Consider the following 25629-nt stretch of genomic DNA (forward strand, 5'->3'; position numbering starts at 1 on the left):
TGAATTTTTTCAGGCTATTGTTAGTGTTCATGCTGTTGCTGCCCAATGCCCCCTAAAAAGGGTTTGGATGGCAACAATAACTGAGCTTATGGCCAGTTTCAGTAATGGGTGCCAGCACTAAAATCGAGTCTAGCGACTCGCATCAGCAATGATCATGGCTGATGCTTTTTCGCCAATCATGATGCATGTTGCGTTGGTGTTGCCACTAATGATTTTAGGCATGATAGATGCATCTGCTACACGTAAACCTTTAATGCCATGAACACGTAATGTGGCATCTACCACGGATAGCTCACCTTGACCCATGGAACAGGTGCCCACTGGGTGGTATTCAGTTTCTGCAGTTGCCTTTATAAAATCACCAATTTGGGCGTCGGTGAGCACTTTATTTCCGGGTGAATATTCATGGCTAATAAGGTCTGAAAAAGGCCCACTGGCGAGTACTTCTCGGCAGATATAAATACATTCACGCATACGGTCAATATTGCCTTGAGTTTGCAAAAAGCGCTGATCAATAATCGGTGAATGTTTAGGATTAGCGCTAGCCAAGGTTATTTCGCCTACGTCTGTAGGCCGTAAATTACATGCATGAATAGTCACTCCGTGGGCTTTTATTTCAGGTACGGGTTCGGGAAATATCATTAAGGGTATGACGTGAAGTTGGATGTCGGGCCGTTTGGGGCTAAAGCTAGAGCTAGTAAAGGCACCACATTCGACGCCGTTGGAGGACCCTGGCCCAGATTTGTTCCAAAAATATCGTATGCCTGTCGTTAAAGCACCCATACCTTTGTCTACGCCATAAAGGCTATTAGCTTCTTTGGTGTGGGCTAATACAGAAATGTTAAGGTGGTCTTGTAGGTTTTTGCCAACTCCAGGCAAGTCTAGGTGCATTTTTACATTATGCCTAGATAGCTCATCCGCAGGGCCTATACCCGATAACATGAGTAATTGAGGTGAGCCAACTGTACCAGCACTCAGAATCACCTCTTGACTAGCAAATGCATGGCTTACTCTGTTGTCTACTTGATAGCTTACTCCCAGGGCTATGCCGTCTTTGATGATAATTCGCCTAACGTGGGCTTTTGTGATCACTGTTAGATTAGGACGATCTGCAATAGGATGCAAATAAGCCACCGCTGCACTACATCGCCTGCTCTCTTTTTGGGCAACTTGGTAGCGTCCTGCACCGGCTTGTTGCTTGCCATTAAAGTCTTGGTTATGAAGCATGCCTGTAGCGACTGCAGATTCAACAAATTGGTCACTTAAAGGATGAGTGCTAGAGCGGTCACTTATGGTTAATGGGCCGTGGCTGCCATGATAACCTGAGTCAAGATTAGCCCCCAAGTTTGTTTCAGACTGGCGAAAAAACGGTAATACATCGTCATAGCCCCAACCAGCATTCCCCAAGCTGCGCCATTCGTCATAATCTTCACGTTGGCCACGTATATGAACCATGCCATTGATTGCGCTGGAGCCACCTAAGGTTTTTCCTCTGGGTATAGTGATTTGGCGCTCATTCATAGCTTCTTGTGGTGCAGACCTGTAACACCAATTGAGCTTTTTGTGCTTAAGTAATAGTGCAACGCCAGAAGGCATATGGATCAATGGGTGGTGGTCACGTGGGCCAGCTTCCAGCAACAGCACTTCGCAATTTAGGTTTGCGCTAAGCCGGTTAGCTAATACACAGCCAGAAGATCCTGCGCCGATAATGATGTAGTCAAAATGATGATCTGCAGGGGTGGGGCTTGTCATAGGTTAACTCCAAACCGGTTTTGGTTACATCCACTCAGGTATAGCAATGCCCATACGTTACAAAATACTTGGTAGGAGGCTGTTTGAGCGATGACATGGTATGGGGGTGGAAGCCCTGCGTGGATACTGCCATAGCAGGGGCTGGACATGGAGGGCAGTATAGATTGGCCTTTCCACAAGTTAGCTTCTCCTAAATCGCCCCATCCCTCGAGGTGGCCCATTAACTTTCGTGCATAGGAATAACCTAGACCGCCTAAAATCAGTAAAATAACTTTATTTTTCATGACTATATAGTTCAAATTATGAGTTTTTTTAGGTTCTTGTGTTATTGTATAGTGTAGTTTGCAGTGTGGCACCCTAGCCGCGACTAATGCAACCCCGCCAAGGACAATATTCTAGTTATTAAGAGGCGCATATCGACCCTGTATCAGACACCAGTATTACCCAACTGCTCATTGGTTTAGCAGGTGGGGTAGCCTTGCTTATTTGGGGCTTAAAACGCGTGCAGCAGGGAATGAAACGTGCTTTTGGTGGTCGGCTTGCATACTTTATTAGGGATCGCTTTGCTGGTGTTTGGTCTGCGTTAGGCTTGGGAGTTGTGCTTACGCTTATTCTCCAAAGTAGTACGGCGTCTGCCTTGCTCGCGGCATCCTTGGGCGTTCAAGGTGAAGCTGGATTAGCACTCTTACTAGGGGCTGATGTGGGGACCACCCTGGTTGCCCTTGTTCTTTCCTTCGACCTTAGTGCACTTAGCCCATTGTTAGTGGCTATCGGTGTGTTTATGGAATTACGTGCTAAAGATAAACGCCAACATGGTGTTGGTGAGGCCCTCATGGGTCTAGGTTTAATGCTTTTGGCGTTAGGTTTGTTGCGACAACAGGCTGTGCCGCTGCAAGGTTCTGAACTCTTTAGCGAGATGCTACAGAGCTTAATTGCGGAACCTTGGCTAGCTATTTTGTTTGCTGCTTTACTCACCTTTTTATTGCACTCTAGCTTAGTAATGGTGCTGCTGTTAGCGGGGCTAGTGGGTGCAGATGTGATTGGTGTTCAATCGGGTTTGCTGCTCATCCTAGGGGTCAATATCGGTAGCGCTGGTATCCCAGTGTACTTGTCCCGTAAGTCGACGAACGCTAAGCGCGTGGCTCCACTAGGCAACCTACTTTTGCGTTCAATAGGCGCTATGGCGTTTTCACCCTGGGTAGCTGAGATTCATACTGGGCTTAATTACGTGAGTATGGACCCAGCATGGCAGGTGGTATTGATGCATTGCTTATTCAATGTCACGGTAGCCGCCTTTGGTATGCTAATTGTGAGTAAATTGGCAGGTTGGATCGATACGCGCTTGCCACGAGAAACTTTAGCACCTTTGCCAAGCCCTAAATACCTTAAAAATGTGCAAGATACTGCGCCCTCAGCAGCCCTGGCTAACGTAGTACGAGATACCCTTACAATGGGTGAGCTATTAGAGGATATGTTGCGTGAAGTGCACTTAGGCATGACTGAGCGTTATGATGCTCTCGAGAAAAAAATCCACCAAAGTGATGATATTATTGATGATTTTCACCAGCAAATTAATGCCTACCTGTTGGAATTAGGTGGCCAAGATTTAACTGAAGATGAACGTCATCGCTGCAAAGATTTACTATTATTTATAACTAATATAGAGCATGCTGGCGATACTTTAGAACGCAGTATGACCCTATTGCTAAAGAAGAAAAATAATTTACATATTGATTTTACTGAATACGAAAACGAGGCACTAGATTCGAGTATGAAGGCCATCTTTAAGGTGATGCCTATGTCATTTCAAGTAATGATGAGCGAAGACGTAAGCAGTGCTAGAGGTCTTATTCAAGCCAAGCACGAATTTAATACCAACCATCAGAAGTATTTAGATGGCCAGCAGCAGCGCACTATGCAAGCGGATAAAGCGAGCCCTGTAGCCCATGCTTTGTTTACTGATTTAATGAGAGACATTAAGCGTCTACATTCTCATTTTACTGCCATCGCATACCCGGTGCTCAACCGTGAAGGTGAACTAAGAACCAGTAGGTGGCGAGGTTTTAGTGAACCTAAGCTTGTGGTTAAGGATGAGGCAGCAGGCAGTGATGCAGAGGTTAAGCCTTTGTGAGCATCGTAAAACGGTCCTTCAATGCTAACAAGATCAAAGGTATCGTATTTGATAAAGATGGTACTCTATTAGACTTTCACGCTACCTGGGTGCCGCGTGCTCTAGCTGCAGTGCTGGCTGTGGCCGATGGAGACCAAGGTCTGGCCTCAGCTATGCTGCAAGCTACAGGCTATGACAATGAAGAGAATCGGGTGTTAGGCGGTTCTATTTTAGCAGCAGGCAACAACCGTGATATTAGTTTGGTATGGGCACCACTGGCTCATAAGTCGGTTGATCAAGTAGAAATAGTATTGAATGACATGTTTTCAGCGTCTGATTACGGTGACAGTGTAGCGGTTAAAGACCTTAATTCTAGCTTAAAAAAATTAGCTGATTTAGGGTTGATTCTTGGTATAGCGACGATGGACAGTGAAGCGGGAATAAAAGCGACTCTTGGTCACTTTGACTGCTTGCACTTATTTGACTATGCCGTGGGTTATGATTCTGGTTTTGGCAGTAAGCCCGGCCCAGCTATGGTTTTAGGATTTTGCCAACAGACGGGGTTAAGGCCTGAGCAAGTTATGGTAGTAGGTGACAATACCCATGATATACACATGGGCCAAAGCGCTGCAGCGGGTTATAACGTGGGAGTGCTTACAGGCACTAGCACTAGGGATGAATTAGAACCTGAAGCTGATCTAGTGGTGGATTCTATTGCAGATCTTGCTACTCTCTGGTCATAAGCCATTATCGTCTCGTTTTGTTATCTTTCTACGCAGTCTAGTCTGGCCATTGTGAGTCTTGGCCTGCTATTATCTCTTCGGTGATCTCATTCAATATACAAGGTAAATTCCATGGCAAAGACCATTATATCAACAGGCAAAGCCCCAGCGGCTATTGGCACTTATTCACAAGCTGTCAAAGTAGACAATACAGTTTATATTTCTGGACAAATTCCATTGGACCCAGAAACAATGTTGCTAGTGAGTGATGACTTTGCAGCCCAAGCTACACAAGTTTTTGAAAACTTAAAGGCTGTAGCCGAAGCCAGTGGTGGTTCCCTTGCAGATGCCGTTAAATTGAATATTTCTATGACTGATCTAGCTAACTTTCCCACCATTAATTTAATTATGGCGACTTATTTTGACCAGCCATACCCAGCTCGTGCGGCTGTTGGCATTAATGCCTTACCCAAAGGTGCTCAGGTAGAAATTGAAGCTATTTTGCACTTAGAGTCTTGAAAAGTAATGCTAAACAAGGCTATGGACAGCATCAGATTAAGAACCTAAAAGAACTTGAATTAATAGTTCTTTTAAAAACTTTGTGGCCCTATCTTATGATTCATAAGGCAAGGGTCATTATTGCTATGGCTTTGTTAGTGAGTTCAAAAGGCGTAGCATTTCTCATTCCTTGGACCTTCAAGCATATCGTTGATGCTTTTGATGGTGGCAGTCCAGAACAACTATTAATGATCCCCTTGGGTTTTGTGCTGCTATATGGTGGCCTGCGTTTTGGTTCAGTATTTTTAGGCGAACTGCGTGACGCAGTATTTAGCCGAGTGACCGAAAGTGCTATGCGTAAAGTTGGTTTAGAAGTGTTCGCCCATTTGCACCAGCTTGAACTCGATTTTCATCTTAGCCGCCAAACTGGAGGCATCTCCCGTGACATAGACCGTGGTACTAATGGCATCAACTTTATGATGCGCTTTATGGTGTTTAACATTCTACCTACTATTCTTGAGCTAATTGGGGTGATGCTCATTTTGTTGTTAGCCTTTGACGTTTGGTTTTCTGCAGTCACTTTAGTCTGTGTAGTGGTCTATGTAGTGTTTAGCATTAAAACTACAGAATGGCGCACTCGCTTTGTAAAAGAAGCCAATCGGTTGGATAGCAAGTCCAGTACCCGTGCAGTAGACAGCTTATTGAATTACGAAACAGTGAAGTATTTTAATAACGAAGCCTTTGAAGCTGAGCAATACAATGTGAACCTACAAGCTTGGGAACAGGCACGTGTAGATAACCGTTTATCCCTAGCACTGCTTAATTCCGGGCAAGCCTTAATTATTGGTTTAGGGGTGACCTGTTTGATGTATTTGGCAGCTAAAGGCGTTGCTGATGGTTCCATGACTATTGGTGATTTGGTAATGGTAAACTTGTATTTGCTACAGTTATTTGTGCCACTAAGTGCCTTAGGTTTTATTTATCGGGAGATACGCCGAGCCCTGTCTGACATTGAGAATATGTTTGGCCTATTAAAACGCCAGTCCACAGTGCAAGATAAAACTGATGCCCCCATCATCAATGTTCAGCATGCAGCTATAGAGTTTGAACAGGTTGATTTTAGTTACCAAAACCAGCGTCAAATTCTAAAAAAACTTAGTTTCAGCGTAGCTCCAGGGGAAAAAGTGGCCATTGTAGGCCCCAGTGGCTCTGGTAAGTCTACCATTGGGCGGCTGCTATTTCGGTTTTATGATATCAGTGTGGGCGCCATCCGCATTGATGGCCAGGACTTGAGAGATGTTCAGCAACTCAGCTTAAGGCAAGCTATTGGTGTAGTGCCCCAAGACACCGTTCTGTTTAATGATACTATCTGGAATAACGTGGCTTATGGCTGCACAGATGCCAGCGATGAAGCTATTTGGAAAGCCATTGATATGGCTTCTCTGCGCACTTTTGTAGAGTCTATTCCTGAAGGCGTGCAAACCATTGTAGGTGAACGTGGCCTAAAGGTATCTGGCGGTGAAAAGCAACGTATTGCTATCGCTAGAGTGTTACTTAAAAATCCATCAATATTACTGTTTGATGAAGCGACTTCAGCACTAGATTCTGAATCTGAGCGAAGTATTCTTAAAGCTTTGGCACAAATATCAGCTAACAAAACCACCATTGTGATTGCTCATCGGTTATCTACTATTGTGGATGCAGATCGAATTCTGGTCATTGATGATGGTAAACTTGTGGAGCAGGGTAGTCATCAAGAGTTACTCACTCACGGTGGCCACTATGCTAGATTATGGCAAATGCAGCAGACGTCTAATGCGTAAAAAACTGCTTTAAGCGCCCACAGGCTAGCTGCAAAACAGCCATGTCTGTGGCATAAGAAAGACGAAAATGATCCGGCAGGCCAAAAGCACTGCCAGGCACTAGCGCCACCCCAGTGCTGGCCAATAGGTGTTTTAATAGGTCTACATCATTCTGGTAATTTAGCTGAGCCATTGCCCCACTGCAATCTACGAAGCTATAAAAAGTCCCTTGGCTAGGTAACGCCTTAAGTCCTGGCATCATGTTGATCTGCTCAACAACATAATTGTGCCTGCGTTGATATGCCTTGACCATAGGGGCTAATATACCCTGAGGACCCTCTAAGGCGGCTAGGGCGGCTGCTTGACTAATGCTGCTTGCGCACGAGCTAGATTCTACCTGCACATTGGTCATAGCGGCGATAATAGCTTCTGGACCAACAGCATAACCAATTCGCCAGCCCGTCATGGCATAAGCTTTGGATACACCATTGACTAACACACAGCGATTAATGAGATCTGGACATACATTCAGCAAATTTACCAAAGGCTCTTGGCCCCAATAAATATGTTCGTATATATCGTCACTTACAATGATAACGTGTGGATTCACCCGCAGTACTTTACCAATAGCCATTAATTCGCTAGGGCTATAGGCTTGACCACTGGGGTTGCCTGGGCTGTTGAGTATTAATAATTTAGTAGCAGGTGTAATTGCATCGGCCAGTTGTGTAGCCGTCAGTTTAAAGGCTTGAGATGCTGGACAAGGTATAGTGACACACGTGGCGCCAGCCATGGTCACCATGGCCGAATAAGACACCCAGTAGGGTGCTGGCAGAATCACTTGGTCACCCACATTTAAGAGGGCAACAGTGAGGTTGTAGATGCTTTGTTTAGCACCATTACTCACTAAAACCTGTTGCATCTGGTAGCTGAGCAGGTTGTCTCGTTGGTATTTATCACACACAGCCTGGCGTAAGGCCAAGGTCCCGGCTACATTGGTGTAGCGTGTTTGGCCAGCATTCATAGCCATCATTGCGGCTTCGATAACGTGGTTAGGGGTATCAAAATCTGGCTCACCAACAGCTAGATTGATCACGTCCTCTCCCTCAGCTTTCATTTGTGAGGCAAGGTTACTAATGCTCACCGTAGCAGAGGGCGTAAAAGAATGTAATCGTTGCGAAAGAGGCCACGTCACTGGCATAACTCCGTTATACTATTGGGTTTGCTGGTTAGGGTATCACGCTAGGCCCTAGATAATGAATCCAAATGACATAAATAATGAATCCTCTATTTGAATTGAAGTCAAAATTTGAGCCTGCTGGTGATCAGCCGACGGCTATTAAACAGTTGATAGAAGGCGTTGATGCTGGCTTAGCTGCGCAAACATTACTTGGTGTGACTGGCTCAGGCAAAACGTTTACTATTGCTAAGGTGATTGAAAAAGTGCAACGGCCTACGCTGGTTATGGTGCATAACAAAACCTTGGCAGCGCAGTTATATGGTGAGTTTAAGGAGTTCTTCCCTAATAATTCGGTAGAATACTTTGTATCTTACTACGACTACTATCAGCCAGAAGCCTATGTGCCAGCATCAGACACCTTTATCGACAAAGACTCATCTGTAAACGAACACATTGAGCAAATGCGCCTGTCGGCTACTAAGGCGTTATTAGAACGGTCTGACACTATTATTGTTGCCACTGTGTCTGCCATTTATGGTTTGGGTGACCCAGAGCTTTACCATAAAATGGTGCTGCACCTAAACCGTGGTGACAAGTGGGAACAGCGTGATTTAGTGCGGCGCTTGGCAGAGCTCCAATACAAGCGCAATGATTTAGATTTTCACCGTGCCACTTATCGGGTGCGTGGTGACGTGATTGATGTGTTTCCTGCAGAATCTGATGAAGAAGCAGTACGCATTGAATTGTTTGATGACGAAATAGAGCGCTTAAGCTACTTTGATCCTCTCACCGGTCAAGTATTGCGCAAAGTACCACGGCTTACTATCTACCCAAAAACTCACTATGTTACGCCCAGAGAAACCTTGTTAAGCGCCATTGACGAGATTGAGCTTGAGCTTAAAGACCGTTTGGAGTATTTCCGCGAAAACGACAAGTTAGTAGAAGCGCAGCGATTAGAGCAGCGCACCCGTTACGACATAGAAATGATTCGAGAGCTTGGGTTTTGTTCGGGCATAGAAAACTATTCACACTACTTGTCTGGTCGTAAGCCTGGCGAGCCACCACCTACGCTATTTGATTATTTGCCAGCAGAGGCTTTGTTGGTCATGGATGAGTCTCACGTGAGCGTGCCGCAGCTAGGTGCTATGTACAAAGGTGACAGGTCGCGCAAAGAAACACTGGTGCAGTACGGCTTTAGACTGCCCACGGCCCTTGATAACAGGCCCATGAAGTTTGAAGAGTGGGAAGACATTGCGCCACAAAAGATTTTCGTGTCAGCTACGCCTAGCGTGTATGAAAATGAACATGCCGACTGCATAGTAGAGCAGGTGGTCAGACCTACAGGCTTAATCGATCCGCCTATTGAGATACGTCCAGCCACATCTCAAGTCGATGACTTGATGTCTGAAATCAATATTCGCGCTGCTAAAGATGAGCGTGTTTTAGCCATTGTGTTAACCAAGCGCATGGCTGAAGACTTAACAGATTATTTGCATGAGCACGGTATTAGAGTGCGCTATTTGCACTCAGACATCGATACTGTGGAACGGGTAGAAATAGTGCGAGACCTCCGCCTTGGTGAGTTTGACGTATTGGTAGGCATAAACCTTTTACGAGAGGGCTTAGATATGCCTGAAGTGTCTTTGGTGGCTATTCTTGATGCAGACAAAGAAGGCTTTTTGCGTTCAGAGCGTTCGCTTATTCAAACCATAGGCCGAGCTGCACGAAACTTAAATGGTAGGGCTATTTTGTATGCTGAAAAGATTACTGGCTCCATGCAACGCGCTATGGACGAGACGGATCGTAGGCGTGATTTGCAGATCGAACACAACAAAATCAATAACATCACACCTAAAGGTGTGGTTAAGTCTGTGCAAGACATCATGGAGGGTGCCTACACGCCAGGCTCTGGTAAAAACAAAGGTAGTAAGTCGGGTAAAAAGTCAGATCAAGATGATTTAGATTACACCACTGATAGTGAGCTGCTCAATAGCAAGCACCTGGCTAAGCTTATAGGCAAAACTGAAGATGCGATGTATGAAGCGTCGAAAAATTTAAAGTTTGAGCAAGCAGGTCGCTATCGCGATCAGTTGCATCACCTTAAAATACAGATGATGAGCCGTTAGGTGTTAGTTAACTACCGCTAGTGGGGTGCAAATAAAGCTCAGCTTCAGTGCTTACCGCTTTAGTGATGGTATCGAGAACGCCCCTATATTGCGTTAAATCTTCTACTGTGTGCCGAGAGGTAGACGTAGCGATTGAGATGGCACCCATCACCTGGCCTGATGACGTTAAAATAGGTGCGGCGATACTAATGATGCCGTTTTCGTGTTCTTCTTTGTCATAAGCCACCCCTTCACGTTTAATAGTGATTAATTCGTCCAGTAAAGCCTCTTTGTTTGTGATTGTGGTGTTGGTAAACTTTATATAAGTTTGCCTTTGCAGTGCATAGTCTTGCCGTTCTGGTTGCATATAAGCCAGCATCACCTTGCCCACTCCAGTGCAGTGGGCTGGAGCAATACGCCCAACTTGGGCTAGTGTTTCAAAGCGCTGTGACGTATGGCGCTTGTCTATAAAGAGCACTTGTCCATTTTCAATTTGGGCCAAATGCACAGTTTCGCCTACTTCACCAGCCAATTGGTTCAAATAAGGCGATGCGATAGGCCCTAAGGAAGCTTGTTTCCAAGCATGATGCGCAAGGCGAACTAAACGCATACCCAGGGAATACTTCTGGCTTTCTGCATCATAGCTGAGCATTGCCTGGCTGGTCATAGTTTGTAACAAACGGTAGGTAGTGGCTTTTGGAAAAGGGCTCAATGCTAAAATGTTATTGAAACGCAAAGACTGCTCGGCATCTGCAATAATATCGAGCATCAGTAAGGCCTTGCCTACGGTTCCATCCTTTAGCGCGTGGTTCATAGTGGTGTCACTTGTCTTGTGTGGGTCATAGTAAGCGCCAATATCAATGCAAATTCCATATAATGAGACTTCGTAGGCTAGCAGTTTGTATTTAAGCTGGCAATTGTTTTAAGTCGCTTCTAAAACCTTCATAAGCGATACACCACACCCATTTACGCTGCCTTCAATAATAGAGATATCTACTCTACTGTTGTTCGTTAACTAATGGGTCTGAAGAGGACCTCTTGATGACCACTATAAACACGCTTGCGTGTTGATTAGGCTGAAATGTTAACGAACACGTAGCTCTGTTTGAGTGTCAAATAGCATCACCTCGTCTATGTCTAACGCTAGATTAATGGTTTCCACGCCACGCTCTAGAACACTACCACGCTGCTCTATAATAAGCTTTTCGCCAGTGCTTGTTTGCAAGTGCACATAGGATACGCCGCCCAAATGTTCAATAATATCGACTTTAAACGGATTGGGATGCTCACTCTCTACAAAATGCTGAGGGCGGATACCAACCACCAGTTTTGTCCCGTCTGCAGGAAGCGTTGCACGAGATGGCACTGCTATATTATTTAACCCAGGCACCTTTATTTTGCCTTCTTCTACAACAGCGCCTAAAAAGTTCATGCCTGGAGAGCCAATGAAGCCAGCAACAAATTTGTTAACTGGGTTGTTGTATAGTTCTAGTGGAGAGCCTACTTGTTCAATTTTTCCAGCCCTTAGCACTACGATCTTATCAGCCATGGTCATGGCTTCTACTTGATCGTGGGTGACATAAATCATGGTTGCGCCTAACTCTTTGTGAAGATGAGCAAGTTCAACACGCATTTCTACTCTTAATTCGGCGTCTAAGTTAGACAGTGGCTCATCAAACAAGAACACTTCTGGGCCACGCACAATGGCGCGACCAATGGCAACGCGCTGGCGCTGGCCACCTGACAACGCACGTGGCTTGCGGTCAAGGTACGGGTTTAGTTGTAATATGTTAGAAGCGTGATCTACTTTTTTGATAATTTCAAGCTTAGGCACCTTATTCATTTTAAGCCCAAAGCTCATGTTTTCTCGCACGGTCATGTGCGGGTACAACGCATAGGTCTGAAACACCATAGCCACACCGCGCTCCGAGGGGTCTGCTGTCGTAACATCACGTTCACCAATACTAATGTTGCCTGAAGTAATGTCTTCTAACCCAGCAATCATGCGAAGAAGAGTGGACTTTCCACACCCAGAGGGCCCTACAAAAACACAAAAATCTCCCGCTTCAATATGTAAGTCCACCCCATGGATAACACGGATGTCATCGTAGTTTTTGGTGGCATTGATTAAAGAAACGCTAGACATGGTTGTAACCCTTTTGTGTTTACTTCATATAAGATGCGGCAATGTCACTTTATTTCTATCTAATGTAGTCTTTAATGTAGCCTACAGCACAGATAACCATGTTATCTGACTTTATTATATTAATACCAGCCTAGAATAGTGATTTCGAAGCTGTATAAAACGAGAAAGTGTTTGACAAAACCACCTTCTCATATTTATTATTCCATTGCAATAATTGAAAACAGATCCCATTATCTGGAACTTAATAACAACGGAGAACCACAATGTTGCATAATAAAAAAACTTTAGCTGCTCTTTTTGCTGCAGTTTCTATGATGTCTGTAAACGCATTTTCGGGCGAATTAGTAATCAATACTGATACGTCTGATCCAGCTCCAAAAGCGGCTTTTGATAATTTAATCGCTGGCTTTGAAGCAGAAAATCCTGACGTGAATGTCACCTGGAATTTATTCGATCATGAAGGTTACAAAACCTCTATCCGTAACTTCCTTACCGCAGACGCACCCGACTTGGCCAACTGGTATGCTGGTAATCGTATGTTGCCATACGTAAATGCTGGGTTATTTGAGCCAGTAGATGATGTCTGGGCAGCTAACGGATTGAACGAGTCCCTCTCTTCTGCAGCGGCTTCAATGACCATTGATGGTAAGAAGTGGGGCGTGCCTTACACTTATTACAACTGGGGTGTTTATTACCGCACAGATATATTTGAGCAGAACAACATTACCGTGCCTACAGACTGGGCTAGCTTTATGGCCGCTGGTGAAACTCTTAACGCCGCTGGCATTACGCCTATTACCATCGGTACTAAGTACTTATGGACTGCGGCAGGCGTATTTGATTACCTGAACTTGCGTACCAACGGTTATGATTTCCATATGGCGCTGACTAAGGGTGAAGCGTCTTGGACTGATGACCGTGTAAGAGCCACTATGGCTAATTGGAAAGAATTAATAGATGCAGATTTCTTCCTTGAAAATCATGCAGCTTATTCTTGGCAGGAAGCCTTGGCGCCAATGATACAAGGCAAAGCTGCCATGTATGTTATGGGTAACTTCGCTGTAGCGCCATTGCGTGACGGTGGCTTAACTGATGACCAGTTAGGTTTTTTCCAGTTCCCTATGATTGACTCTAGCGTGCCTATGGCCGAAGAAGCACCTACTGATACAATGCATATCCCTGCGAACGCAAAAAACAAGGTAGACGCAAAGCGTTTCTTGGCGTATCTGGCGCGTGCAGACGTTCAGTCTGAAATGAATGCAACTTTGGGTCAGTTACCTATTAACAGTGGCTCTACTGTTTCTGATGACAAATTCCTACAGTCTGGCTACGAGATGCTGTCTAATACCGATGGTGGTATTGCCCAGTTCTTTGACCGTGATGCACCTGCAGAAATGGCTTCAGCTGGTATGGAAGGCTTCCAGGAGTTTATGGTTAAGCCTGAACGCCTAGATACTATTCTTAAACGTTTAGAAAAAGTACGTACTCGTGTTTATAAGTAAATAGATCACGTGCTGCCAGCTTCTGTTTACCCTAGTGTTGCTAGTGTAATTTTTTAAACAGGAGCTGGCTTTTTCTATTGCAGTTGAAGACTCTATTAAGGATAAGTCTATGAGAGACTATTGGCGCATTAATCAGCAGCGTTTGGCGCCTGTGCTGTTTCTGATGCCAGGGCTACTAATGTTTGTAGTCTATGTTGTTATTCCAATCTTTCAGTCTGTCAATATAAGCCTTTATGCTTGGGATGGCTTGGGTGAGAAAGAATATGTGGGCATCGCAAACTATGTAGAGCTGATGGATGATGAAGCGTTTTATACTTCTATAAAGAACAATGTTATTTGGTTAGTGCTGTATATGCTGGCCATTCCTGCAGGCTTGTTCGTGGCTTTATTTCTTAATCAAAATGTTAGAGGGATTCGTATTTACAAATCTCTTTTCTTTTTTCCCTTTGTTATTTCGCAAGTAGTCGTAGGCCTTGTGTTTTCCTGGTTTTATGACCCAAGCTACGGTTTATTTAACAAAGTGTTAGGTTTTTTTGGTGCAGATCCGATGGCGATATTGGCCGATGAAGATTGGGTTACCTACGGTATTATTATTGCTGGATTATGGCCTCAAACGGCCTACTGTATGATTTTATATTTAACGGGCTTAAATGCTGTAGATAGCGAGCAAATTGAAGCCGCCCGTTTAGACAATGCCAAGGGATTAAAATTGTTGTGGTACATCATTTTACCACAATTACGCCCTGCCACTTTTATAGCCATGGTGGTAACCATCATCGGCGCATTACGTAGTTTTGATTTAGTCTCTATTATGACCAACGGAGGCCCCTGGGGCTCTAGCCGCGTGTTGGCGTTTTATATGTATGAGCAAGCGTTTTCCGAATATGGTTTTCGGATGGGCTATGGTGCTGCTATTGCTGTGGTGTTGTTAGCTATTATGATGATTTATATCGTTGGCTTTCTTTATAAAATGTACCGAGATGAGAGAGGCTACTAAATATGTTTCCAAGACCCATTGAAAAAGCGACTCCCCCCGCTCGAGCGCTTTATAAAATCGCTTTACCGATTGCTTTAATCATCTGGCTGCTGCCTTTGTTAGCGGTAGCATTAACTTCCTTACGATCTCAAGCTGACATATTAAATGGTAACTATTGGGGCTGGCCTACGTCGTTTAATATGCTGGAAAACTACACAGCGATATTTGAAAATACTCCTATTGGGCAGTATATTTTTAATTCCTTTAGGGTCACCATCCCCACAGTAATCGGCGCTGTGGCCTTATCCTGTATGACTGGCTTTGCTTTAGCTGTGTACAAATTTAAAGGCAATTTACTGCTGTTCTTTCTGTTTGTAGCGGGCAACTTTGTGCCATTTCAAATTCTTATGGTGCCTGTGCGAGATTTTACCGTTAACTTAGGTATCTATAACACCATTAGTGGCTTAGCTTTGTTTCATATCGCTTTTCAAACGGGTTTTTGCACCTTGTTTATGCGCAATTTTATCAAAGCGTTGCCATTTGAGTTGATCGAAGCCGCTCGTGTGGAAGGGGTGAGTGAAATACGTATTTTTTGGTATGTGGTATTGCCGCTGATGAAGCCTGCTATCGCTGCGTTATCAGTACTCATTTTTACCTTTATTTGGAACGATTATTTTTGGGCTACGGTGCTTACGCAAGGAGCAGACACACAGCCTATAACGGCTGGCTTGAAGTCTCTTAATGGCCAATGGCTTTCCTCTTGGCATTTGATTTCTGCAGGCTCTATTTTGGCGGCTATGCCCCCTGTAATCATGTTCTTCCTAATGCAGCGACACTTTATTGCTGGGCTCACTTTGGGTGCAGTGAAATAATGCAAACCTGGCGCTTGGATGATAGTGCACAAACCATTGTGGTTGCAGCAATAAACAACAACATGGCTTTTGTTGCTTATTGGGGTGCAGTGTTGCCGGAGCATGAGGATGTAAATCAGTTAGTTAAAGCTCAAGTGCGTGACCTCACAGGTGGCATGATAGATCAAAATGCGCCAGTGTCGTTGTGCCCCGTTGAAGGTAATGCCTTTTCTGGTATGCCAGCACTGATTGCTAGTGATGCTATGGGGACGGCTTTAATGCCTCGCTTTACTTTGCAACACGCCTGCTATAACAAACAAGCTTTAGAGCTTATCTATAATGATGTAGATTTAGGGCTAACCTATAAGGCAAGTATCAGCCTTGCCATAGACGGCCTATGGCAACTTTCTTCTAATCTCCAATCTGTGGATGACATACAAGTGCATTGGTTGGCCGCACCTGTATTGCCAGTGGCAGATAAAACACCACGCGCATTGGAGTTTGGTGGCCGCTGGTGTGGTGAATTTAGGCTCACTGAAAGCAGCTTTGGCCCTAGTGCATTGGTGCGTGAAAACCGGACAGGCCGATCTGGTCATGAGCACTTTCCAGGTTTAATGACAGCATCCCAAGGGGCTAATTATTGCCAAGGTGACGTTTATGCTTGGCATTACGGTTGGTCTGGTGGCCATAAAATGGTGGCAGAACAGCTTCCAGATGGACGCAGGCAGGTGCAGTTTGGCCATGTGTCTCACTCTTACCGGGGCATGGCAAAAACGTTTTCGAGCGCTAAGCAATATGTTGCCTTTAGTGCGCATGGCATAAATGGCGTAAGCGTGCCCCTACAAAAATACGTGCGTGAAGAATTATTGCCTCGTGACCTGCTGCAAAAGCCTAGGCCTGTGCACTACAATTGCTGGGAAGCTATCTATTTTGATCATGATGTTGAGCTGCTACAAGACTTAGCCAGCCGCGCTGCAAGCCTTGGTGCCGAGCGTTTTGTGCTGGATGATGGATGGTTTGGGCAACGTGATGATGACACCACTGCTTTGGGTGATTGGGACCTCGATTTACGAAAGTATCCCCAAGGACTAACGCCTCTTATTGACCATATTGAGTCTTTGGGCATGGGTTTTGGTTTGTGGTTTGAGCCTGAAATGGTGAGCGAAAATTCTCAGTTGTATAGAGCTCACCCAGAATGGGTTTTAGGTCATGCCACCCAAACCCTCGGACGCCAGCAATTAGTGTTGAACATGGCCTTGGCGCCAGTACAAGAGTATCTGTACGACAAGGTGAATCAGATGCTGGCTAATAACGCAATTGAATACATTAAATGGGACCACAACAGAGTGTTGCCATTTGCTGACGTGTCCCAAACTCAAGCTGTTTATAATCTTTTAGCGCGCCTTAGATCTGTATTTCCTCATGTGGAAATTGAATCTTGCAGCTCTGGTGGTGGTCGTATTGATTATGGCATTTTACAACACACACAACGGGTGTGGTTATCTGATAGTAATGATGCCCTTGAGCGTTTGCGTATTCAGCATCACGCCGCTACTTTTTTACCCGCCATTATTACTGGAAGCCACGTTGGCCCTCGTTGCTGTCATACCAGTGGAAGGGTGCACAGCATGAACTTTAGGGCTTGGGTAGCTGCTCAGCGCCACATGGGCATGGAAATGGACCCTCGTGAGCTTACTGCTGCAGAAGCTAGCCAATTGCTTAGTGTAGTGAAGTGGTGGAAGCAACAGCGAAGTTGGTTGTTAGCCGCAGATATTTTGCGCCTAGACAGCGGTGACGAAGCTGTTCTAGCAGAGCAACACTTGGCTGCCAATGGTGAGCAATTTGTGGTGTTTGCTGGAGTTGCAGACAGTAGCGAACAGATAAGCCCTAGACCATTGCCGTTAACTGGTTTGGATGCACAGGCGCTTTATGAAATTGATTTAGTAAACCGTGACGAATTAGTCAACTTATCGCGGGGCGAGATGGCTATTAAGGTGGATACACTAACCCTCAGTGGAAGCTATTTAATGAACTATGGTGTCACCCTACCTTGGCAGTTTCCTAACGCCATGTGGGTATTAAAAGGAAAGCGATTATGAAAAAGCCAAGACGCAGTCAAGCCTGGTATGGGGGCGCTGATAAAGATGGATTTATTCATCGCAGTTGGATGAAAAACCAAGGTTTTCCAGACCATGTGTTTGACGGGCGCCCCATTATTGGCATTTGCAATACGTGGTCAGAACTGACTCCGTGCAACTCTGGTTTGCGTGACTTGGCAGAAGGGGTGAAGCGTGGTGTATGGGAGGCGGGTGGTTTTCCAGTTGAATTTCCTGTGATGAGTTTGGGTGAAACCCAGATGAAGCCAACAGCCATGATGTTTCGTAACCTACTGGCAATGGACGTAGAAGAGTCTATTCGTGCCTATGGCATTGATGGCGTAGTGTTGCTTGGTGGGTGTGACAAAACCACACCAGGTCAGTTAATGGGAGCGGCTTCTGTAGACATACCGACCATAGTTGTTAGTTCTGGCCCGATGCTTAATGGCAAGTGGAAAGGCAAAGACATAGGCTCTGGCACTGACGTTTGGAAATTTTCGGAGTCTGTTCGCGCTGGAGACTTAAGTTTAAAAGAATTTATGGATGCAGAAACGGGTATGAGCCGCTCTAAAGGAGTGTGCATGACCATGGGTACTGCCTCTACTATGGCTTCTATTGTAGAGGCAATGGGTATGTCCTTGCCTACCAATGCAGCATTGCCTGCCGTAGACGCTCGGCGCATGGCATTAGCTCATATGACTGGCAAACGTATTGTTGAAATGGTTGAAGAAGACCTAAAGCCCTCTGATGTGATGACTAAGGAAAGCTTTGAAAATGCTATTTGCGCCAATGCGGCTGTGGGTGGCTCTAGTAACGCAGTGATCCACTTACTCGCCATTGCAGGGCGAGTGGGTATTGATCTGGACTTAGATGCTTTTGAATTAGGGGGTAGTGTGCCCTTGTTGGTTAATTGCATGCCGTCAGGAAAATACTTAATGGAAGACTTCTGTTATGCCGGTGGTATGCCAGCAGTAATGTCAGAAATTAAGACTTTGTTAAAACCGGCTAATACTATTTTGGGCCGTGATATAAGCACTTATTATGAGGGGGCAGAGTGTTACAACCGGGATGTGATTTATGCCTTTGATGACCCTCTAAAGCCTGCGGCTGGCTTGCGTGTTTTACGTGGTAACTTGGCAGAGAATGGCGCTATTATCAAGCCGTCTGCAGCAACCAAAGAATTGCTTGAACATGAAGGTGAAGCCTATGTTTTTGAAACCATAGAAGAGCTTAAAGCCACTATTGATGATCCAGACTTACCGGTGACTAAAGACTCCATTTTGGTGCTTAAAGGCTGTGGCCCTAAAGGCTATCCGGGAATGCCAGAAGTCGGCAATATGCCCATCCCTGGCAAGCTTATTACGCAAGGTGTCAAAGACATGGTGCGGGTATCGGATGCCCGTATGTCCGGCACTGCCTTTGGTACTGTAGTGTTGCACGTTAGCCCTGAAGCGCAAGTGGGTGGCACATTGGCTTTGGTTAAAACAGGTGACCTCATTCGGTTGTCGGCCAGTAAAGGTGAACTGGAATTGCTGGTAGATGAAGCTGAATTAGCTAAGCGTCGCGCACAGTGGCGGCCAGAACCACCACAGTATGTACGGGGGTATGCCAAACTGTATATTGATCATGTGATGCAGGCAGAACATGGCGCTGATTTTGACTTTTTAGTGGGTAAAGACACGCGTCCAGTTACCCGGGAGAGCCACTAATGGAGCGCACTGCTATTTATCCAGACTTAGCTGGTAAAAGTGTATTTATTACCGGTGGTGGGGCAGGTATAGGGGCTTTTTTAACTGAAGGTTTTCTTGCTCAAGGTGCCAAAGTAAGCTTTGTGCAACGTTCTGATGCTAGTGATTTTGTAGCTCAAATGGCGGCCAAGTATAGCAATGCACCGCTCGCTATTATTTGTGATATCACAGACGTTGGTGCACTACAGATGGCTATGGATAAAGCGGCAGCACACCACGGTGTTATAGACGTTGTGATCAATAATGCAGGTGATGATACTCGGCATAGTTTGGCGCAAACATCTGTTGAAGCTTGGGATTTATGCCAGCATATTAATTTAAGGCCACATTTTTTTACGGCTCAAAAAGCAGCTCAAGGGATGGCAGAAAAAGGCGGCAGCATCATTAATGTGTCTTCAGTATCTTATATGATGGGCAATGCAGGTTACCCAGGCTATGTGGCTGCCAATGCAGGCATTAACGGATTAACACGAGCTTTGGCTAGAGAACTGGGGCCAAAAAAAATACGGGTGAATTCGCTAATGCCCGGCTGGGTAATGACTGATAAGCAGTTGAAAATGTGGGCCTCGCCAGAAAGCATGGCAGAACACCTTGAAAAACAGTGTTTGAAAGTACATCTTAAACCTGAAGACATCGTAGGCTCGGCTTTATTTTTAGCCGCAGATGCAAGCCGCATGATGACAGGCCAAGCCATGGTCGTAGACGGTGGTGTAGTGGTGACGGGCTAATGCAAGAAATGGGATCAATGAAGTGGGACAAAACATTAGGCGTGTCGTGGGTTGCTGTGGATTGGGGTACGAGTAATTTACGTATTTGGTTAATGTCTAAAGACAGTCAAGTGATCGCCGAAAATATTAGTAATCAAGGCATGGCGAGCTTAAGCAGCCCTGCTGAGTTTGAGCAAGTACTGTTTGAATGTCTTGAGTCATTATTAATTGATGGTGAGGTATTGCCTGTGATTTGTTGTGGCATGGTAGGCGCCAAACAAGGCTGGCTAGATGCAGGCTATTCTACAGTGCCTCATAACCCACTGCAGTATCAAATGCCTGTTGCTGTACCCACCAAACACCGCCAGCTATGGGTGTGGGTGCTGCCGGGCTTATGTCAGCTAAAACCTGCAGATGTAATGCGTGGTGAAGAGACTCAAATAGCGGGTGTGTTGTGTCAACATAAAGAGTTTTCAGGGGTGCTATGTTTACCTGGCACCCATAGTAAATGGGCGCTTTGCCAAGCGGGGGAAGTGGCGTCTTTTAGCACCTTTATGACAGGTGAATTATTTGACCTCTTGTCAAAGCAGTCAGTGTTGCGCCACTCTGTGATTGATGACCAATGGAGTGATGACGCCTTCAAGCAGGGTGTGCAAGATGCGATTAATAACCCGGCTCAATTAACGAGTGAACTCTTCTCCGTAAGGGCTAGAGATATATTAGGTAATGGCGCTACTCACTTTGGTAAGGCACGCTTATCAGGCTTGCTGATTGGAAGTGAACTGGAAGGTACGCGTGAGTGGTGGCAGGGGAAAAAGGTAATTTTACTAGGTGACAGCCTGCTGCAATCGTTGTATAAATTAGCCATGGAACAGGTCAATATTGATGTGGTTTTGTTAGATGGTACACAAATGACTTTGGCTGGATTGACCGCCGCCTTCGAACAACAAGGATAAAATGATGTCGAGAAACTTGATGGCTATTTTGCGAGGTGTGACGCCTAGTGAAGTGGTTGCCTTGGGTGAGCAGTTATTGCAAGAGGGCATTCATCAAATTGAGGTGCCACTTAACTCTCCTAAAGCATTAGAGAGTATTGCCAAGCTACATAAGGCTTTGGGAGACCGGGCTTTTATAGGTGCAGGCACTGTACTTAGTGTTGCTGATGCGAAGGCAGTTTATGCTCATGGTGGTGAGTTTATCGTTTCTCCAAACTGTAATAGTGATGTTATAAAAGTAACTAAAGACTTAGGCATGATGTCTTATCCGGGTGTTTTAACACCTACAGAATGCTTTGCTGCCTTAAATAGTGGTGCAGATATTTTGAAACTTTTTCCAGCTTTTTTACTCGGTGTAAATGGGTTTAAGGCTATCCAAGCGGTTTTACCAGACCATGTTGGATGCTACGCAGTGGGTGGTATTGCCAGTGATGATTTCGCCCATTGGCGCAGAGCTGGTATCGCAGGCTTCGGTTTGGCGTCAAACCTTTATTCCCCGGGTGATAGCCCTGAAAAAATAGCGAGCAAGGCTAAAGTTTTAGTAGATGCATGGGATGACACCTTATGACCCAAACCATCGTCGCACCTGATGATGTGTTTGACATGCGTGTGTGCCAATTGGGTGAAGGCCCATTATGGCACCCTTTGCAGGAACGATGGTATTGGTTTGATATTATAGAAAATAAATTATTAGCAAAAGACACGCAAGGTGACTATAGCTGGCAGTTTGATGAAATGGTTTCGGCGGCAGGGTGGGTAGATGATCACCACTTGCTATTGGCGAGTGAAACAGGGCTATATACCTTTGATACCCGCAGCCAAGTTGCCACTAAACGCTTAGTCATTGAGCTAGAATCTAACAACCCTTTAACACGTTCAAATGATGGCCGTGCAGACCCATGGGGAGGCTTTTGGATTGGCACTATGGGCAAGCAGGCAGAGTTTGGCCTGGGGTCTATTTATCGGTTTTATCAGGGTGAATTGCGACAGCTTGTCACTGGTATGACCATTACCAATTCAATTTGTTTTGCGCCAAACAAATCCTGCGCCTATTACACTGACACACCTCGTCAACAAATTATGCGCCAGCCCTTGGATAGCCAAGGCTGGCCAAAAAGTGAAGCGAGTGTATGGGTTGATTTACGCAAACAAAACCTAAACCCAGATGGGGCGGTTGTGGATCGAAATGGTAACCTGTGGAATGCTCAATGGGGTGCCAGCCAAGTGGCTTGTTACAATCCAGCCGGTGAACTAATTAAACGGGTGATTTTTCCTGCTAAGCAAATTAGCTGTCCGGCGTTTGGTGGGGTAAATATGGATGTATTGTTAGCCACCAGCGCTGCTATCGATGCAGATAAAGAAGATAAAAATGCAGGAGTAACATTTACTCTTCGCCTAGAAACAACAGGCCTGCCTGAGTACTGCGTGGAACTAAAAAATGACTACTGATTTAACGCCGCCTACCAAACCAACTTTAGGGACCTGTTATTACCCTGAGCAATGGCCCAAAGAACAGTGGCAAAATGATGCACACCAGATGGTGGAACTTGGCTTAACTTGGGTTCGTATTGCCGAATTTTCATGGGGTGTGCTAGAACCAACACCGGGTGAGTTGTGTTGGCAATGGTTAGATGAGGCCATAGACGTGTTAGGCCAAGCAGGGCTGAAAGTAGTGCTTGGCACGCCCAGTGCTGCACCACCTAGGTGGATGCTTGATAAATGGCCCGACATGCTAGCAACAGATAATAGTGGTGATGCCAGAAAATTTGGTTCACGTAGGCATTACTGTTTTAGCCATCTTGGCTACCGTGAAGAATCGGTGCGCATGGCTGAGCTAATGGCCAAGCGTTATGGCAACAATCCCTATGTACAGGCTTGGCAAGTAGATAACGAATATGGTTGTCATGACACTACCTATTCATACAGTGATGCAGCCAAGAGGGGTTTTCGCGTTTGGTTGCAACAGTATTATGCCAATATTGATGTGCTTAATGAAGCTTGGGGTAATGTGTTTTGGTCTATGCAATACAATAATTTTGAGCAAATAGAATTACCCAATGCCACTGTCACCGAAGCTAATCCAGCTCACCATATGGCCTATCGACGTTTTAGTTCAGACCAAGTGTGTGATTTTAACTTAGCTCAAGTTGAGGCTATTAAGACGTTTTCTAAGGCCCCTGTAAGCCATAATTTCATGGGTCGCATTACAGATTTTGATCATGCTGCTATGGCGCAAAATTTAGACTTTGTCACTTGGGACAGTTATCCCTTGGGTTTTTTAGAAGACCGTGTAAACGCAACTAGTGAGCACCAACGCCAATATGATCGCCAAGGCGATCCAGATTTTCAAGCCTTTCATCACGACCTATACCGAGGTTTGGGTAATGGCCGTTGGTGGGTCATGGAACAGCAGCCTGGGCCAGTGAACTGGGCGCCTTATAATCCCGCACCCCTAGCTGGCATGGTGCGTTTATGGAGCTGGGAAGCCTTGGCTCACGGAGCTGAAGCGGTGTGTTATTTTCGCTGGAGGCAAGCGCCTTTTGCTCAGGAACAAATGCATTCTGGGTTGTTGCGTCCGGACTCTAGCCTAGCGCCCTGTTATGCTGAAATCCGTCAGCTTGCACAAGAGATAGAACATTTTCCAATCAGTAAGTGCAAAGCAGATATCGCGTTAGTGTTTGACTACACAGCTCAGTGGGCTTGGGAAATACAACCCCATGCTGCCAATACAAGTTATTTTGACCTGGTATTTGATTGCTATAAAGCACTGCGCAAGCAGGGATTGTCTGTGGATGTGCTGCCGCCTTCTGCGTTAGAAACTCAGAAGGTTTGTGACCAATATAAGGTGTTATGGGCACCGGGCTTGATGCACATGACTAAGCGTTTAAAAGACATATTAATACACGCCAAAGGTCATGTTGTTTGGGGCCCACGCAGCGCTGCTAAAACCAAAAATATGGCCATTCCTGTGCCCTTACCACCAAACATTGATTCACTCAAAGTGACCGTGCAATCTTGTGAAAGCTTGCGCCCAGATAGGCCGATAGCTTTACATCAAGGTGGCTGTGTTATTAATTATCGGGAATTGTTGGACACTAATGCTAACGTTATTGAGCAAACTATGGATGGTGAACCTGTGTTAGTTCAACAAGACAAACAACTGTATTTAGCCGCATGGTTAGACCAAACCGGTTGGCAACGAGTGGTAAAAAGTGTTTGTGGCATGGCCCATGTACCTACCTTAGAAATGCCTGATGGGGTTCGTTGTCGTAACACTGGAACCCATCTATTTTGGTTTAACTATGATAATAAACCCCACCAAGTTAGTGAACAGCTATTGGAGCCAGGGGGTGTGTTGATCCAATGAATGTCCAGCCTTGTGCAATAGCACCTGATGGCAGTGACATAGTCTCGGTAACCATTGGTGATCATTTGCTTCAGGCAACGGTGATCAGCTTTGGCGCATGCTTACAAGATCTGCGGTTAAGAAACGTTGACTACCCGCTGGTACTGGGTTACGCCGACGCAGCTGATTACATTGGTAATGCGTCTTACTTTGGCGCAGTAGTAGGGCGCAATGCCAACCGCATTGCCCATGGACGTTGCGCCATCAGTGGCCAAAAACGTCACCTAACCAAAGCCGACAATGATCAACACCAATTACATGGTGGCCCCAAAGGGAGTAGTTTTCGTAACTGGCAGCTGGTGTCTGCAACGACCAACCAAGTAGTATTACAAGACCGCCTTCCTCATGGTCACATGGGTTACCCTGGCAATTTAGACGTGCAAGTCACCTACACCATTGAACCGCATGTATTGGATGTACAAATAGAAGCTCGCACAGATCAAACAACCTTGTGTAACTTTGCGCTGCACAATTACTTTAATTTAGACAATTCCTTAACCCTAACTGACCATTTTTTACGTGTGTTTGCAGCAACCTATTTGCCTACAGATCTAAGTGGTATTCCTCTTGGCTACGAGGCTAATGTGTGCAACACGGGGTATGATTATAGGCAAATAAAACCGGTTAAACATCAGGCTATCCAAGCCCCATTAGATCACAATTTTTGTATTTCAAGGGCGCCTGGTAAGATGAGGGCTTTAGCAGACCTTCAATCCTGCTCTTCTGGTTTACATATGCAGGTGTTAAGCACTGAAGCAGGCCTGCAAGTTTATGACGCTGCGCATGTCTGCGTGGCTGCTAAAAAATCATTACATGGGCGTTCTTACTCTGCGTTATCAGGGCTGGCGTTGGAACCACAAGGCTGGCCGAATGCTGTTAACCAAAGCGAATTCCCCAACCCTATTTTGCACCCTAGTAAGGTCTATTTTCAGCATACGCGCTATAAATTTGATACTAAATTAGACGAGCCTTCAGCCATTTAACCAAAGGAGTATCTGAGCCTTATTGTGGATGTAAATGGGTGATCAAAAAT

Annotated in this window: 21 protein-coding genes; 16 read left to right on the plus strand and 5 right to left on the minus strand. The window is 45.4% G+C overall.

Annotated elements, in window-relative coordinates; all coding sequences use genetic code 11:
• Window positions 1-129: 129 nt before the first annotated feature.
• Complete coding sequence (locus tag ABXT60_RS05155) at window positions 130-1752, minus strand: GMC family oxidoreductase (RefSeq protein ID WP_443631676.1); 1623 nt, start codon at window positions 1750-1752, stop codon at window positions 130-132.
• Complete coding sequence (locus ABXT60_RS05160; protein ID WP_443631677.1) at window positions 1749-2036, minus strand: hypothetical protein; 288 nt, start codon at window positions 2034-2036, stop codon at window positions 1749-1751. The genes ABXT60_RS05155 and ABXT60_RS05160 overlap by 4 nt, the downstream gene beginning before the upstream one ends.
• A gap of 194 nt (window positions 2037-2230) precedes the next feature.
• On the opposite strand from ABXT60_RS05160, the gene ABXT60_RS05165 reads away from it, so the two are divergent.
• The 4 genes from ABXT60_RS05165 to ABXT60_RS05180 all read left to right on the plus strand — a co-directional run bounded on the left by ABXT60_RS05165 (window position 2231) and on the right by ABXT60_RS05180 (window position 6905).
• A complete protein-coding gene (locus ABXT60_RS05165; RefSeq protein WP_443631678.1) occupies window positions 2231-3883 on the plus strand; it encodes a Na/Pi cotransporter family protein in 1653 nt (550 codons plus the stop codon).
• Window positions 3880-4605, plus strand: coding sequence for an HAD family hydrolase (locus ABXT60_RS05170; protein WP_443631679.1), 726 nt, complete (start codon window positions 3880-3882; stop codon window positions 4603-4605). The genes ABXT60_RS05165 and ABXT60_RS05170 overlap by 4 nt, the downstream gene beginning before the upstream one ends.
• Before the next feature lie 111 nt (window positions 4606-4716).
• Entirely contained in the window at window positions 4717-5103 is a 387-nt protein-coding gene (locus ABXT60_RS05175) for a RidA family protein (RefSeq protein WP_046485135.1), read from the plus strand.
• A gap of 95 nt (window positions 5104-5198) precedes the next feature.
• Window positions 5199-6905, plus strand: a complete 1707-nt coding sequence (locus ABXT60_RS05180) for an ABCB family ABC transporter ATP-binding protein/permease (protein ID WP_443631680.1) — start codon at window positions 5199-5201, stop codon at window positions 6903-6905.
• Here the strand turns inward: ABXT60_RS05180 and ABXT60_RS05185 are convergent.
• Window positions 6895-8079 (minus strand): pyridoxal phosphate-dependent aminotransferase, encoded by a 1185-nt coding sequence (locus tag ABXT60_RS05185; RefSeq protein ID WP_443631681.1) that lies wholly within the window; start codon window positions 8077-8079, stop codon window positions 6895-6897. The genes ABXT60_RS05180 and ABXT60_RS05185 overlap by 11 nt on opposite strands.
• A gap of 83 nt (window positions 8080-8162) precedes the next feature.
• On the opposite strand from ABXT60_RS05185, the gene uvrB reads away from it, so the two are divergent.
• Window positions 8163-10190: an excinuclease ABC subunit UvrB gene (uvrB, locus tag ABXT60_RS05190; RefSeq protein ID WP_443631682.1), complete on the plus strand. Its 2028-nt coding sequence runs from the start codon at window positions 8163-8165 to the stop codon at window positions 10188-10190.
• Window positions 10191-10197: 7 nt separating this feature from the next.
• On the opposite strand, the gene ABXT60_RS05195 is transcribed toward uvrB, so the two are convergent.
• Complete coding sequence (locus ABXT60_RS05195) at window positions 10198-10983, minus strand: IclR family transcriptional regulator (RefSeq protein ID WP_443631683.1); 786 nt, start codon at window positions 10981-10983, stop codon at window positions 10198-10200.
• Window positions 10984-11253: 270 nt separating this feature from the next.
• Window positions 11254-12315, minus strand: coding sequence for an ABC transporter ATP-binding protein (locus tag ABXT60_RS05200; protein WP_443631684.1), 1062 nt, complete (start codon window positions 12313-12315; stop codon window positions 11254-11256).
• A 263-nt stretch (window positions 12316-12578) separates the two neighbouring features.
• On the opposite strand from ABXT60_RS05200, the gene ABXT60_RS05205 reads away from it, so the two are divergent.
• The 11 genes from ABXT60_RS05205 (at window position 12579) to ABXT60_RS05255 (ending at window position 25579) form a co-directional block, all read left to right on the plus strand.
• Window positions 12579-13817: an ABC transporter substrate-binding protein gene (locus ABXT60_RS05205; RefSeq protein ID WP_443631685.1), complete on the plus strand. Its 1239-nt coding sequence runs from the start codon at window positions 12579-12581 to the stop codon at window positions 13815-13817.
• Window positions 13818-13926: 109 nt separating this feature from the next.
• Window positions 13927-14814, plus strand: a complete 888-nt coding sequence (locus ABXT60_RS05210; protein WP_443631686.1) for a carbohydrate ABC transporter permease — start codon at window positions 13927-13929, stop codon at window positions 14812-14814.
• A 2-nt stretch (window positions 14815-14816) separates the two neighbouring features.
• A complete protein-coding gene (locus tag ABXT60_RS05215) occupies window positions 14817-15665 on the plus strand; it encodes a carbohydrate ABC transporter permease (protein WP_443631687.1) in 849 nt (282 codons plus the stop codon).
• Complete coding sequence (locus ABXT60_RS05220; protein WP_443631688.1) at window positions 15665-17743, plus strand: alpha-galactosidase; 2079 nt, start codon at window positions 15665-15667, stop codon at window positions 17741-17743. Before ABXT60_RS05215 ends, ABXT60_RS05220 begins: the two co-directional genes overlap by 1 nt.
• On the plus strand, window positions 17740-19449 hold the full coding sequence (locus ABXT60_RS05225) for an IlvD/Edd family dehydratase (RefSeq protein WP_443631689.1): 1710 nt from the start codon (window positions 17740-17742) through the stop codon (window positions 19447-19449). Before ABXT60_RS05220 ends, ABXT60_RS05225 begins: the two co-directional genes overlap by 4 nt.
• Entirely contained in the window at window positions 19449-20216 is a 768-nt protein-coding gene (locus tag ABXT60_RS05230) for an SDR family NAD(P)-dependent oxidoreductase (protein WP_443631690.1), read from the plus strand. The genes ABXT60_RS05225 and ABXT60_RS05230 overlap by 1 nt, the downstream gene beginning before the upstream one ends.
• Window positions 20216-21151: a 2-dehydro-3-deoxygalactonokinase gene (locus ABXT60_RS05235; RefSeq protein WP_443631691.1), complete on the plus strand. Its 936-nt coding sequence runs from the start codon at window positions 20216-20218 to the stop codon at window positions 21149-21151. Before ABXT60_RS05230 ends, ABXT60_RS05235 begins: the two co-directional genes overlap by 1 nt.
• Before the next feature lie 4 nt (window positions 21152-21155).
• Window positions 21156-21758 (plus strand): 2-dehydro-3-deoxy-6-phosphogalactonate aldolase, encoded by a 603-nt coding sequence (locus ABXT60_RS05240; protein WP_443631692.1) that lies wholly within the window; start codon window positions 21156-21158, stop codon window positions 21756-21758.
• Entirely contained in the window at window positions 21755-22639 is an 885-nt protein-coding gene (locus ABXT60_RS05245) for an SMP-30/gluconolactonase/LRE family protein (RefSeq protein WP_443631693.1), read from the plus strand. Before ABXT60_RS05240 ends, ABXT60_RS05245 begins: the two co-directional genes overlap by 4 nt.
• Window positions 22629-24557, plus strand: coding sequence for a beta-galactosidase (locus tag ABXT60_RS05250; protein ID WP_443631694.1), 1929 nt, complete (start codon window positions 22629-22631; stop codon window positions 24555-24557). The genes ABXT60_RS05245 and ABXT60_RS05250 overlap by 11 nt, the downstream gene beginning before the upstream one ends.
• Window positions 24554-25579 (plus strand): aldose epimerase family protein, encoded by a 1026-nt coding sequence (locus ABXT60_RS05255; protein ID WP_443631695.1) that lies wholly within the window; start codon window positions 24554-24556, stop codon window positions 25577-25579. The genes ABXT60_RS05250 and ABXT60_RS05255 overlap by 4 nt, the downstream gene beginning before the upstream one ends.
• Window positions 25580-25629: the final 50 nt, after the last annotated feature.

The organism is Candidatus Njordibacter sp. Uisw_056 (assembly GCF_047730085.1).
In the GTDB taxonomy this organism is placed as follows: domain Bacteria; phylum Pseudomonadota; class Gammaproteobacteria; order Pseudomonadales; family Balneatricaceae; genus Njordibacter.